13 protein-coding genes are annotated in these 11,989 nt (G+C 72.7%); 9 read left to right on the plus strand and 4 right to left on the minus strand.

Annotated features, from left to right (window positions below; genetic code table 11):
* Positions 1-47 precede the first annotated feature (47 nt).
* The gene (locus ACPXCS_RS25280) at positions 48-1,076 is read right to left on the minus strand and encodes a saccharopine dehydrogenase family protein (protein WP_425949470.1); all 1,029 of its coding nucleotides are present in this window, start codon (positions 1,074-1,076) and stop codon (positions 48-50) included.
* A gap of 110 nt (positions 1,077-1,186) precedes the next feature.
* Between ACPXCS_RS25280 and ACPXCS_RS25285 the strand changes: the two genes are divergently transcribed.
* Positions 1,187-2,161, plus strand: coding sequence for a helix-turn-helix domain-containing protein (locus ACPXCS_RS25285; protein WP_425949472.1), 975 nt, complete (start codon positions 1,187-1,189; stop codon positions 2,159-2,161).
* Here the strand turns inward: ACPXCS_RS25285 and ACPXCS_RS25290 are convergent.
* Positions 2,143-2,325 carry a hypothetical protein gene (locus ACPXCS_RS25290; protein ID WP_425949474.1) on the minus strand — a complete coding sequence of 61 codons (183 nt, stop codon included), beginning with the start codon at positions 2,323-2,325 and terminating at the stop codon, positions 2,143-2,145. The genes ACPXCS_RS25285 and ACPXCS_RS25290 overlap by 19 nt on opposite strands.
* 4 nt (positions 2,326-2,329) lie before the next feature.
* Here ACPXCS_RS25290 and ACPXCS_RS25295 point away from each other — a divergent pair, with 4 nt between their 5' ends.
* Positions 2,330-2,713, plus strand: a complete 384-nt coding sequence (locus tag ACPXCS_RS25295; protein WP_425949475.1) for a VOC family protein — start codon at positions 2,330-2,332, stop codon at positions 2,711-2,713.
* Positions 2,714-2,721: 8 nt separating this feature from the next.
* Here the strand turns inward: ACPXCS_RS25295 and ACPXCS_RS25300 are convergent, their stop codons facing one another.
* Entirely contained in the window at positions 2,722-3,123 is a 402-nt protein-coding gene (locus ACPXCS_RS25300; RefSeq protein WP_425949477.1) for an STAS domain-containing protein, read from the minus strand.
* Between the two features lie 588 nt (positions 3,124-3,711).
* Positions 3,712-4,719 (minus strand): amino acid ABC transporter permease, encoded by a 1,008-nt coding sequence (locus ACPXCS_RS25305; protein ID WP_425949479.1) that lies wholly within the window; start codon positions 4,717-4,719, stop codon positions 3,712-3,714.
* Positions 4,720-5,309: 590 nt separating this feature from the next.
* Between ACPXCS_RS25305 and ACPXCS_RS25310 the strand changes: the two genes are divergently transcribed.
* Genes ACPXCS_RS25310 through ACPXCS_RS25340 form a run of 7 tightly spaced genes read left to right on the plus strand, consistent with a single transcriptional unit; the run spans position 5,310 to position 11,975 of the window.
* Entirely contained in the window at positions 5,310-6,437 is a 1,128-nt protein-coding gene (locus ACPXCS_RS25310; RefSeq protein WP_425949481.1) for an LLM class flavin-dependent oxidoreductase, read from the plus strand.
* Positions 6,434-6,964, plus strand: coding sequence for a GNAT family N-acetyltransferase (locus tag ACPXCS_RS25315; protein ID WP_425949482.1), 531 nt, complete (start codon positions 6,434-6,436; stop codon positions 6,962-6,964). The genes ACPXCS_RS25310 and ACPXCS_RS25315 overlap by 4 nt, the downstream gene beginning before the upstream one ends.
* Complete coding sequence (locus ACPXCS_RS25320; protein WP_425949484.1) at positions 6,961-7,914, plus strand: ABC transporter substrate-binding protein; 954 nt, start codon at positions 6,961-6,963, stop codon at positions 7,912-7,914. The genes ACPXCS_RS25315 and ACPXCS_RS25320 overlap by 4 nt, the downstream gene beginning before the upstream one ends.
* Before the next feature lie 22 nt (positions 7,915-7,936).
* Positions 7,937-8,956, plus strand: coding sequence for an amino acid ABC transporter permease (locus ACPXCS_RS25325; RefSeq protein ID WP_425949485.1), 1,020 nt, complete (start codon positions 7,937-7,939; stop codon positions 8,954-8,956).
* Positions 8,953-9,717 carry an amino acid ABC transporter ATP-binding protein gene (locus ACPXCS_RS25330; RefSeq protein ID WP_425949487.1) on the plus strand — a complete coding sequence of 255 codons (765 nt, stop codon included), beginning with the start codon at positions 8,953-8,955 and terminating at the stop codon, positions 9,715-9,717. Before ACPXCS_RS25325 ends, ACPXCS_RS25330 begins: the two co-directional genes overlap by 4 nt.
* A gap of 35 nt (positions 9,718-9,752) precedes the next feature.
* The gene (locus ACPXCS_RS25335) at positions 9,753-10,748 is read left to right on the plus strand and encodes an ABC transporter substrate-binding protein (RefSeq protein WP_425949488.1); all 996 of its coding nucleotides are present in this window, start codon (positions 9,753-9,755) and stop codon (positions 10,746-10,748) included.
* Between the two features lie 24 nt (positions 10,749-10,772).
* Entirely contained in the window at positions 10,773-11,975 is a 1,203-nt protein-coding gene (locus tag ACPXCS_RS25340; RefSeq protein ID WP_425949490.1) for an LLM class flavin-dependent oxidoreductase, read from the plus strand.
* Positions 11,976-11,989 lie beyond the last annotated feature (14 nt).

An 11,989-nucleotide genomic window follows, 5' to 3' on the forward strand; every position in this document is an offset into this window, starting at 1 on the left:
GGCCCCCGCCCCGCGGCCGCTCGGGCCGCGGGGCGGGGGACGGCCGGCTACCGCGACAGCTCCACGGTGATGTGCGGGGACAGCGCGCGCAGGAAGTCGGCCGCGTCGAAGATCTCCCCGGCGGAGACGACCCCGACGGCACGGGTCCGTCCGGTGAGGACGCGTTCCAGGGCCTCCACCACGAGGGGCGCGGTGACGGCGTAGATGTCCCGGCCGCGGGCCACGGCACGCCGTTCGCCGCCGCCGGAGCGGACCACGACGTCGACGAGGAACGTCTGGGCGGACCGCCCCCGCTCGTCGGCCGGGGCAGGCGCCGGCGTGTCCGGGGCCGCGAGGTCGCGGGCCGCCTCGACCGTCATGTAGGTGGCCACGGCGGGGATCGGCAGATGGCTGGGGATGGTCACGACGTCGGCCATCGTGAACTCCCCGATGACCGCCCGGGGGCCCATCGGCCGCGGGAAGGTCCACTCCAGGGTCGGCGGGGCGTCGTCGCGGTACTCCAGGCGTCCGCCGCTGTAGCGCAGGCGCCGGCCCTCGCGGCGCTGCCGGGAGACCGCGCCCGCGGTGCGGGTGCCCGCGGTGGGGTGCCAGCTGTTCAGCCCGTAGGCGATGTGCGCCTCGTCCGCCGACGTCCAGTCGTCCATCGCCGCGGTGGCCAGCAGGTCACCGAGACCGCCGAAGAAGGCCATCGCGGGCACGACGACCGCTCCCGCGTCCCGGGCCCGCTCCGCGAAGTGCGCGAAGGTGTCGAGGTTGGCCTCGATCTCGGCGGCCACGTCCAGGTACGGGATCCCGGCGCGCAGCGCCGCCTCGACCACCGGGGCGGCCGTCGCGGCGAAGGGACCGGCGCAGTTGATCACGGCCGCGGCGCCGGCCAGCGCGCGGTCGAGCGAGGCGGCGTCGTCCACGGAGGCCCGGCGGGCCTCCAGCCCGGTCTCGTACGCCAGCTCCTTGAGTCGCTCCGCGTCGCGGCCGGAGAGCACCGGGACGAATCCGCGCTCCCTCAACTCCGTGACCACGAACCGCCCGGTGTGCCCGTACGCTCCGAACACCGCCACCGTCTGGCCCGATTCCATGGGGTCCCCCTGTGCTCGCCTGTTCCGCCGGTCTCTGTCACGACCATCCTGGCCGAGGCGGGCGGGACATCAGGAGTGTCCGGAACGCCACACCCCATACACTTCCGGACATGACCACTGTCGCGCTGGCCGTCACGGACGGCATGCTGCACTTCGAACTGGCCCTGGCCTGTGAGGTCTTCGGAGCGGGCGTGACCGGCGCGGACGGTTCCTGGTACCGGCTGTCCCTCTGCGGGCCGCACTCCGTGCGGGCGGGACGCTTCCGCCTGGAGCCCGACCACGGACTCGACGGGCTCGCCCGGGCCGACACCGTGATCGTCCCCGGCTGGGCGGACATCGACCAGGACCCGCCCGCCGAGCTGGTCGAGGCGGTGCGCGCGGCCCACGAGGCGGGCGCACGCGTGGCCTCGCTGTGCACGGGCGCCTTCGTGCTGGCCGCCGCCGGGCTGCTGGACGGCAGGCGCGCGACCACGCACTGGGCGCACACCGCGGAGCTGACGCGGCGCCACCCCGAGGTGCGGGTGGACCCGGACGTCCTGTACGTGGACGAGGGCACGGTGCTCACCTCGGCCGGCAAGGCCGCAGCCATGGACCTGTGCCTGCACCTGGTCCGTCTCGATCACGGCTCGTCGGTCGCCAACACGCTGGCCCGGCGCCTGGTCGTGCCGCCCCACCGGGACGGCGGCCAGGCCCAGTTCGTGACCACCCCGGTCCCGGCCCCGGACAACCACCCGCTGGCCGAACTCCTCCCCTGGGTGATGCAGCGGCTGGACCGCCCGCTCACCGTGGCGGACCTGGCCCGCCGGGCCGGGATGAGCTCGCGCCACCTGGGCCGCCACTTCCGGTCGGTGACGGGCACCAGTCCGCTGAAGTGGCTGCTGACCCAGCGCATCCGCCACGCGCAGGTGCTGCTGGAGACGACGGACGACACCGTCGACACCATCGCGACGGCCACGGGCATGGGCACCGCCACGACACTGCGCCGGCACTTCAACCGCACCGTCGGCGTGCCGCCCGACGCCTACCGCCGTACGTTCCGCACCCGCGGCCGGGACGGCGTCCTGCCTCAGGACGGCACCGCGTAGCACCGCGAGACCATCGCGGTGGCGCGGTCGCGCGGTGCGCTGCGCACCGGCTGCGGGGAGAGGACCTCCGCGTCCGCGGCGAGCCGCCGCGACGCCCGTGCGGTGCGGCGCCGGTCCTCGATACGATCCGGTGGCGTTCGGCCGTCGCGATCAGGAAGGCTCACCCGCATGGTTTCGGTAGTGCAGAACATCGCGATCGACTGTGCGGACGCCTACGGCCTGGCGCTGTTCTGGAGCAGGGTGACCGGACGTCCCCTGCATCCGGAGGACGCGCCGGGTGCCCGGGAGACCCAGGTGATGCCGGCGGACGGGCCGGCGCTGTACTTCAACCAGGTCCCCGAGCCCAAGACGATCAAGAACCGGGTGCACATCTGCCTGCGCCCCGAGACCTCACGCGACGAGGAGGTGGCGCGGCTCCTGGAGCTCGGGGCCGTCCTGGTCGCCGACCGCCGCAACCCCGACGGCTCCGGCTGGGCCGTTCTCGCGGACCCCGAGGGCAATGAGTTCTGCGTCCTGCGCAGCGAGTCCGACAGGGAGGCGGGGGCTTCCTGACCGGCGGGTCACGCGCTTTCCGATTCGGCCGGGAACACGGGCTGCCGGCCGGGGGAGTAGGCCCCCGCGCGCAGTTGCCGGGCCAGGGCGACGGCTTCCCGCAGCCCCGGTGTGATGGCGAGGACGGTGTCCAGGCCGAGCACGTCCATCCGCCGGCGCAGGGCTTCGTCCGGTACGGCCAGGACCAGGGCGCCGTCCTCGGCGTGGAGGCGCTGCCAGAAGGCCAGCAGGACGGTGATGCCGCTGGAGTCGATGAAAGCGAGCGACGAGGTGTCCACGACGAGCCAGCGGCAGCCGTCGTCCATCAGCCGGTAGCCGGCCGTGCGCAGGTCGGCACTGGTGTAGAAGTCGACGTCGTCGGCGAGAGCGGCGACCGTCAGATCCCCGTCGCGTTCGATGAGCTGGAGCACGTGTGTCCCCTAACGCGCGGGGTCTTCATCTGCCGCCTGATTCCTAAGCGGGATGATCATGATCTGTCCTCGGGCGGGTGAGATCTTCCGGTTACTGATCGTTTCTCTTTCGCGATTTCGCTTACCCGCTGTGGCCGCCCGTAAGGGGGCGACGGTCGTCACGAGCCGTCACCCCGGGGGACCACCCGGGTCGGGCCATCCTGGCACGGAACGGGAGCAGCCGCCGTGAAGGGGGTCACGGCGTACGCCGCGGGCACGCCGAGCTGCCGCTCGGTGCGGTCCCCGGCGTGGCGCACGGGAGCGGATCGCGTGAGCGGCGCGGGTCGCGCGGCCGTGCGGGTCGGCGCAGGTGACCGGGGTGAGCCGGTGAGGACCGGGGCGGCTTCAGGGGCGTGGCCCGTCCGTGGCCGCGGGCGTCGACGCGTCCGGCGATCGGTCCCCCGGCGGGCGCGACACGCCGTCGGCCGGTCCCGAGGGTTTCCGGTGGTGGCCGGGTGACCCTCGGTGCCCGCGTTGACCGCCGGGGTCGCGGGGCCGGGAACAGATGCCGTGGCGGACCGTGTCCGGGGGCCGCGACCGGGACGTCGCTCAGCGGTCACCGCCGAGCGCGGGACGGGCGTCCGCGGCCGACGCCGCGCTGAGACGGCTGCGCACGGCGGAGAGCCGGCGTCGCAGCCGCTGCGGCGGAGTGGGCGGCAGCGCCCGCGAGTCACCCCGTGCGTAGTGGCGCTCGACGTAGTACTGGCCGGCGCTCAGCACACTGGTGACCGCCACGTACCAGAGCGTGGCGACCATGAGCAACGGGATGACCTGGTACGTCTGGTTGTAGATCAGCTGCGCGGAGTACAGCAGGTCGTGCACCGCCAGCACGCTGACGATGCTGGTGCCCTTGAGGGTGCCGATCAGCATGTTCCCGGCGGTGGGCACGATGGAGCGCATCGCCTGGGGGATGACGACGCGGCGCAGGGTACGGCGCCTGCTCAGGCCGAGCGCCTGGGCGGCCTCGGTCTGGCCGGGGTCGACGGAGAGGATGCCGCCCCGCACCACCTCGGCGGCGTAGGCGCTCTCGTGCAGGGTCAGTCCGATGACGGCGGTGAGGGTCGGGCCGAGCAGGTTGACGGTCTTGACGGTGACGAACTCCGGGCCGAACGGGATGCCGAGGCCGAGCGTCGGGTACAGGGCGCCGATGTTGAACCAGAACAGCAGCTGGACCAGCAGGGGAGTGGAACGGAACACCCACACATAGCCCCAGCTGAGCGTGCGCAGCACCGGGTTGCCCGACAGCCGCAGCACCGCCAGCACCGTGCCCAGCAGGAAGCCGAGCACCATGACCGCGCCGGTGAGCCACAGGGTCAGCAGCAGCCCGTCGAGCACGGCCGGGGTGGTGAAGTACCGCCCCACGACGGCCCATTGGAACGCCTCGTTGCGGACGGCGGAGTTGACCACCATGGCGAACACGAGCAGCGCGGCCGCGGCGGCGGCCCAGCGGCCGAGGTGCCGGCGCGGCACGATCCGCGGCAGGCCGGAGCCGGTGGCGGGCACGGGCCGCGGAGGTGTCGCGGCCGGGGCGGAGGTGACGTCGGAAGGTGTGACCATGGGGAGGCGCTCCGGGGGAGGGAATCACAGGCGGGGGTGACCGACCGGCGGCGCGCGGTGCGGCGCGGCGGTGGAACCGCTGTGCGGGCACGGTGCGCGGCCGGGAATCCGCGTCGTCACGATCGCCGCGTCCCTCAACGCGGCCGGAGAGTCCGCCGCGCGGGGCGGAGCCGTCCGCCGTCGATCGTATGTGCCCCCGGCACGGGTGTGTCAACAACGCGTGGGGGACGCGGGATCGGGCGGTCCGGCATCCGGGCGCTGCTTGACGGGAAGCACGATGTACTGCTCAATTAAGCGCATGAATGCCCAGCAGCGCTTGGTCTCGCGCGATCACATCGACTTCGGTCGGGTGTGGTCCGCGGCGTGTTGCGCCTGACTCGGCAGCGGGCCGTCTGACCGGCCCTTCCCTCCCTCGGTGACCCCGTCGCGGGCCGAGTTTTCCTCCTGCGCGCTGCCGCATCCCTGCTTCTCCCGACGCACGGCGTCGTCACACCCGCACCACGCCTCTTCCTGACGCTCAGTCATGTCTCCCACCGCGCACGGCGGTTCCGTCGTGCCTGCGTGCGGTCGTTCCCGAAAGGGCCACTGTCATGCCCGTGGAATTCCTCGGCATCGCCGCCACCAACGACGGCTCCGAGACCACCCCGCGCTCCGGCGCCGCCTTCGACAAGGACTACACCCTCCGCCTCGCCCGGGCCCACGAGGATCACGGCTGGGACCGGGTGCTGTTCGCCTACGGCTCCGGCTCACCCGACCCGGCGCCCGCCGCCGCGTACATCGCGAGCAGGCTGGACCGGCTGCAGATCCTCCTCGCCCACCGGCCCAACGTCTCCTACCCGACCTTCGCCGCGAAGACCTTCGCCACCCTCGACCAGATCAGCGAGGGCCGGCTCACCGTCCACTTCATCACCGGCGGCAACGACCACGAACAGGGCCGCGAGGGCGACACCCTCACCAAGGACGAGCGGTACGCCCGCACCCGCGAGTACATCCGGATCGTCAAGAAGATCTGGACCACGCGCGAACCCTTCGACCACCAGGGCGAGCACTACCGCTTCCACGACTTCGTCAGCGACGTCTTCCCCGTCCAGCAGCCGCGCCCGAACGTGTCGTTCGGCGGTTCGTCGCCCGCCGCTTATGCCGCCGGCGGTGCGGAAGCGGACATCTACTGCCTGTGGGGCGAGCCGCTGGAGAGGACCGCCGAGCAGATCGAGGCCGTCCGGGCCGCGGCGAAGGCCGCGGGCCGCACCGATGTGCCGCGCATCCAGGTCGCGTTCCGCCCGATCATCGCCCCCACCGAGGAACTGGCCTGGGAGAAGGCCCACCGCACGGTCGGCGCCATCCGGGAGCGGGGCGCGGCCGGGCTCAAACGGCGCCACCGCACCGGCACCCCGCAGAACACCGGCTCCCAGCGGCTGCTCGCCATCGCCGAGGAGGGGGAGCGCTACGACCGCGCCCTGTGGACTGCGACGGCCGCCGCGACCGGCGGCGCGGGCAACTCCAACGCCCTCGTCGGCACCCCGGAGACCGTCGCCCGGGCCCTCCTCGACTACTACGACCTCGGCGTCGACATCCTCTCCGCGCGCGGCTACGACCTGCTGGGCGACGCCGTCGACTTCGGCCGGTACGTCATCCCCCTGGTCCGCGAGGAGGTCGCCAGGCGCGACGCCGAGCGGGCAGCGGGCGCGGAGCGGACCCGGGCGGTGGTGGGCGCGTGACCTCCCTGGCCCCCATCCCGTCCCGGGCGGCGGACCTGACCGTCGTGCACGTCCCCGTCTCCGACCGCCGGGTGAGACCCCTGCTGCGCGAACTCGGCCACGAGTACGCGACGCGCTACGGCAAGGACGCCCACACCGAGATCTCCCGCTACCCCGACGAGGAGTTCACCCCGCCGCACGGCGGTCTCCTCCTGCTGCTGCTGGAACACGGCAACCCCGTCGCGGGCGGCGCCTTCCGCCGCCACGACGCCACCACGGCCGAACTGAAACGGATCTGGACCCACTCCGCGCACCGCCGGCGCGGGCTCGCCCGGCGCGTGCTCGACGAGCTGGAACGCGAGGCCGCCGCCCGCGGCTACCGGCGCGTCCACCTGACCACCGGGCCCCGCCAGCCCGAGGCGCGCGGCCTGTACCTCGCCACCGGATACACACCGCTGTTCGACACGGCCGCCGACCCCGAGACCATCGGTCCGCTGCCGTTCGAGAAACACCTGCCCGACACCACCGGAAAGGCCACCGACCTGTGAACGCCCCCGCTCTCAGAGACCGCCTGCGCGGCGTCGCCGCCCTCGCGCTGCTGCCGCTGCTCGCGCTCACCGCGTGCGGCTCCGGTGACGGCGGCGGCACCGCGGCCGTCGGCGCCCAGGCCTCCCCGGCCCCCACGAGCGACCCGGTCGCCTCCGTGCGCACGGTGGACGCCGTCGCCGCCCTGCTGCCCGCCGACGTGCGCCGGTCGGGCACGCTGCGGGTCGGCAGCTCCATCGGCTTCCCGCCCGGGGCCTACTACCCGAACGGGCCGGACAAGGCGCCCGCGGGCCAGGACATCGACCTCGCCGACGCCGTCGCCAAGGTCCTCGGAGTGAAGCTGGACCGCCAGGACGCCTCCTTCGAGACGATCCTGCCCGCCCTCGGCAGCGGCAAGTACGACGTCGGCACCGGCAACTTCGGCGTCACCACCGAGCGGCTGAAGACCATCGACTTCGTCACCTACGTCAACGACGGCCAGGGCTTCGCCGTGAAGAAGGGCAACACCGCGCTGAAGAAGGTCACCGACCTCACCCAGTTGTGCGGGCTGACCGTCGGCACCGGCGCCGGCACCACCTTCGAGACGACCCTCACCGCACAGAAGGGGGTGTGCGCCAAGGCCGGGAAGAAGCCCTACGACGTGAAGGTGTACTCGGAGAACGCCGCGACCCTCACCGCACTGCAGCAGGGCCGCATCGACGTCGTCATGTCGACCATCAACGGCCTGCGCTACCAGGCCTCCCAGCCCGCCGCGCAGACCACGTTCCTCGGCGAGTACCACCGCCTCGACGTCGGCTTCGCCTTCAAGAAGGGCTCCCCGCTCACCAAGGCCTTCCAGGCCGCCGTCAACGAGCTGATCGAGAACGGCACCTACGCCCGGATCCTGAAGAAGTGGGGCACCTCCGCCTCCGCGATCGAGACGTCGCGGATCAACCCGCCCGAGCACGCGTAAGAGCCGAGCAGGACACACCACGATGGCATCCACCACCGACGCCGCGCCGCCCGCGGCCACCCGCCCCCAGGCCGCACCCGCCCCGGACGACCCCGCCTCCCTGAAGATCGTCCCCGCTCGCCACCACGCCCGCTGGGCCGCGGCGGCCGCCGTGGCCGTCCTGGTCGCCCAGTTCGTGCACGGACTGGCCACCAACCCCGTGTGGGAATGGGGCGTCTTCCGCGACTACGTCCTGTCCGAGACCATCGTGCAGGCGGTCTGGGTCACCCTCCAGCTCACCGCCTACGCCACCGTCCTCGGCTTCCTCCTGGGCACCGTACTGGCCTTCATGCGGCTGTCCCGCAGCCCGGTGCTGCAGACCGTCGCCTGGGCCTACATCTGGGTCTTCCGCTCGATCCCGATGATCGTGCAGCTGGTGTTCTGGTTCAACCTCAGCGCCCTGTACAAGGAGTTGGGCGTGGGGATCCCCTTCGGGCCGGTGTTCTGGTCCGTCGACAGCAACAGTCTCATCGGCACCATCGGCGCCGCGATCATCGGGTTGACGCTGCATCAGGCCGCCTACGCCGCCGAGATCGTCCGCGGCGGCGTCATCTCCGTCGACCACGGTCAGCTGGAGGCCGCCGCCGCACTGGGCATACCCCGGCTGCGGCAGATCCGGCGCATCGTGCTGCCCCAGGCCATGCGCGCCATCCTGCCCACGGCCGGCAACGAGATCATCGGCCTGCTCAAGGGCACCTCGGTGGTCTACGTGATGTCCATCGGCGAGCTGTTCTACCAGGTGCAGGTCATCTACGGCCGCAACGGCCGGGTCATCCCGCTGCTGCTGGTCGCCACCGCCTGGTACGTCGTCCTGACCTCCCTGCTGTCGGTCGCCCAGTACTACGTGGAACGCCACTACGCCAGGGGCGCCGACCGCACCCCGCCGCCGACACCGCTCCAGCGCGCCCGGCGCTCCGTGCGCACCCTGCGCGCGGCCGCCGCCCGGCGCGAGAGTCCCGTCGTCCCGCTGAAGACCCTCGGAACCCTGGGAGAGAGCCGATGAGCCAGGTCGTGGTGGACGTCCACGGCGTCCACAAGAGCTTCGGCCCGCTGGAGGTGCTGCGCGGTGTCGACCTGCAGGTCCGGGCCGGCGAGGTCACCGTGATCCTCGGCCCGTCCGGCTCCGGCAAGTCCACGCTGCTGCGCACCATCAACCACCTGGAGAAGGTCGACCGCGGCTGGATCAGCATCGACGGCGAACTCATCGGCTACCGCCGCTCGGGGAACAAGCTGCACGAGCTGAAGGAGAAGGACGTCCTCAGGCAGCGCACCCACATCGGGTTCGTCTTCCAGGACTTCAACCTCTTCCCGCACCTGACCGTGCTGGACAACCTCGTCGAGGCCCCGGTCTCCGCCCTGCGCCGCCCCCGCAAGGAAGCCGAGGAGACGGCCCGCCGGCTGCTGGACCGGGTCGGTCTCGCGGACAAGGCCGGCGCCTACCCGCGCCAGCTCTCCGGCGGCCAGCAGCAGCGCGTGGCCATCGCACGCGCGCTCGCCCTCGAACCCAAGGTGCTGCTCTTCGACGAGCCCACCTCCGCGCTCGACCCGGAGCTGGTCGGCGAGGTCCTCGACGTCATCAAGGACCTGGCCCGCACCGGCACCACCATGATCGTCGTCACCCACGAGATCGGCTTCGCCCGCGAGGTCGCCGACACCGTGGTCTTCATGGACGGCGGCGTCGTCGTGGAACAGGGCCCGCCCGCAGCCGTCCTGGACGCCCCGCGGCACGAACGCACCCGCGCCTTCCTCTCCAAGGTCCTCTGATCTTCCCTCCCGTCCCACACGCAAGGAGCACCACCGTGGCCACCACCCTCACCGCCCGCCGCACCACCGCCGCGGCAGCCGCCGGACTCGCCACCGCCCTCCTCCTCGCCGGCTGCGCCAACCCCTCGGAAGGCGGCACGACCGAGGTCGCGGCCACACCCGGCGGCAAGAGCACGGTCAGGATCAACACCAGCCCGGACCAGAAGCGCGTCAGGACCGGCAAGGTCGACTCCATCGCCGCCCAGGTCCCGGAGCGGATCCGCAAGAGAGGCACGCTGGAGCTGGTCGCCTCCGCCGGCTCCGCCGCCCCGCTCACCTTCCACGCCACCGACAACAAGACCGTCATCGGCGTCGAACCCGACCTCGCCCACCTCGTCGCCGACGTCCTCGGGCTGGAGCCACGCATCCACACCGTCTCCTGGGAGAACATCTTCGTCGGCCTCGACAGCGGCAAGTACGACGCCGGCCTGAGCAACATCACCGTCACCGAGGAGCGCAAGGACAAGTACGACTTCGCCACCTACCGCGAGGACAACCTGGGCTTCGAGGCGAAGAAGGGCAGCGGCCTGAAGGTCACCGGCCCCGAGGACCTGGCGGGCCGGACCGTCGCCGTCGGCAGCGGCACCAACCAGGAGAAGCTGCTGGTCGAATGGAGCAAGGAGAACGAGAAGGCCGGCCGCGAACCGGTGGACATCAAGTACTACCAGAACGACAGCGACACCTACCTCGCCCTCCAGTCCGGCCGCATCGACCTCTACCTCGGCCCCAACCCGACCGCCGCCTACCACGCGGCCACCACCGGCAGGACCGAGGTCGTCGGCACCTACTCCGGCGCGGGCGCCACCCTCCAGGGGCTCATCGCCGCCACCACGAAGAAGGACAGCGGCCTGGTCGAGTCGCTCGCGGACGCCCTCGACCACGTCATCGACAACGGCACGTACGCGAAGGTGCTCCAGCGCTGGGGCCTGTCCGACGAGGCCGTCACCGAGTCGCAGATCAACCCGCCGGGCCTGCCCAGGACCAACCGGTAGGCGACCCCCGCAGGAAGGCTCCTCATGTCCTCGACCCCTCCCTCCCCGCTGCACCTCGCCGTCGCCCTGGACGGCACCGGCCGGCACCCCGCCTCCTGGCGCGAACCGGGCGCCCGCCCGCGGGAGCTGTTCACCGCCGCCTACTGGGCCGACCTCGTGACCGAGGCGGAACACGGACTGCTCGACTTCGTCACCATCGAGGACGGCCTCGGCCCCCAGTCCTCCCACCCCTTCGACCCCGACGAGCGCACCGACCAGGTGCGCGGCCGTCTCGACGCCGTCCTCATCGCCTCCCGCGTCGCGCCGCTGACCCGGCACATCGGCCTCGTGCCGACCGTCGTCGCCACCCACACCGAGCCCTTCCACCTCTCCAAGGCGATCGCCACCCTCGACTACGTCAGCACCGGCCGGGCGGGCCTGCGGGTGCAGATCACCGCCCGCCCGAACGAGGCCGCCCACTTCGGCCGCCGCACCGTCGCGCGCATCGAGGCCTACGACAGCCCGGCCGCCCGGGCGACGGTGACCGAGCTGTTCGACGAGGCCGCCGACTACATCGAGGTCGTCCGCCGCCTCTGGGACAGCTGGGAGGACGACGCCGAGATCCGGGACGTCGCCACGGGCCGCTTCATCGACCGCGACAAGCTGCACCACATCGACTTCGAGGGCCGCCACTTCAGCGTCCGGGGGCCCTCCATCACCCCCCGGCCGCCGCAGGGCCAGCCGATCGTCACCGCCCTCGCCCACGACACCGTCCCCTACCGGCTCGTGGGCCGTGCCGCCGACGTCGGCTACGTCACCCCGCGTGACGCCGGCCAGGCCCGCGGCATCGTCGACCGGATCCGCGCCGAACGGGACGCCGCCGGGCGGGCGTCCGAGCCGCTGCACGTCTTCGGCGAACTCGTCGTCTTCCTCGACGACGACCCGGCCGCCGCGCGGGCGCGCCGGGACCGGCTCGACGCGCTCGCGGGAGAACCCTTCACCAGCGACGCGCTCGTCTTCACCGGCACCCCCGCCCAACTCGCGGACCTGCTGCAGGAACTGAGCGACGGCGGGCTGTCCGGGTTCCGGCTGTGGCCCGCCGTCGCCGCCCACGACCTGCCGGCGATCACCCGCGGCCTCGTCCCCGAACTGCAACGCCGCGGCGTCTTCCGCCGCGCCTACGAGGCCGGCACCCTGCGCGGCCTGCTGGGCCTGGCCCGCCCCGCCAACCGCTACGCCGCCGTCTGAGCCGGAAGGACCCG

Origin of the sequence: Streptomyces sp. DT190, assembly GCF_049846985.1 — a bacterium.
In the GTDB taxonomy this organism is placed as follows: Bacteria; Actinomycetota; Actinomycetes; order Streptomycetales; family Streptomycetaceae; genus Streptomyces.

What these genes read in the sequence shown, in the direction of transcription:
- ACPXCS_RS25340 (WP_425949490.1), top strand. Translation starts at nt 10,773, where the DNA reads ATGTCCTCGACCCCTCCCTCCCCGCTGCACCTCGCCGTCGCCCTGGAC.
- ACPXCS_RS25325 (WP_425949485.1), top strand. Translation starts at nt 7,937, where the DNA reads ATGGCATCCACCACCGACGCCGCGCCGCCCGCGGCCACCCGCCCCCAG.
- ACPXCS_RS25295 (WP_425949475.1), top strand. Translation starts at nt 2,330, where the DNA reads ATGGTTTCGGTAGTGCAGAACATCGCGATCGACTGTGCGGACGCCTAC.
- ACPXCS_RS25285 (WP_425949472.1), top strand. Translation starts at nt 1,187, where the DNA reads ATGACCACTGTCGCGCTGGCCGTCACGGACGGCATGCTGCACTTCGAA.
- ACPXCS_RS25310 (WP_425949481.1), top strand. Translation starts at nt 5,310, where the DNA reads ATGCCCGTGGAATTCCTCGGCATCGCCGCCACCAACGACGGCTCCGAG.
- ACPXCS_RS25280 (WP_425949470.1), bottom strand. Translation starts at nt 1,076, where the DNA reads ATGGAATCGGGCCAGACGGTGGCGGTGTTCGGAGCGTACGGGCACACC.
- ACPXCS_RS25305 (WP_425949479.1), bottom strand. Translation starts at nt 4,719, where the DNA reads ATGGTCACACCTTCCGACGTCACCTCCGCCCCGGCCGCGACACCTCCG.
- ACPXCS_RS25330 (WP_425949487.1), top strand. Translation starts at nt 8,953, where the DNA reads ATGAGCCAGGTCGTGGTGGACGTCCACGGCGTCCACAAGAGCTTCGGC.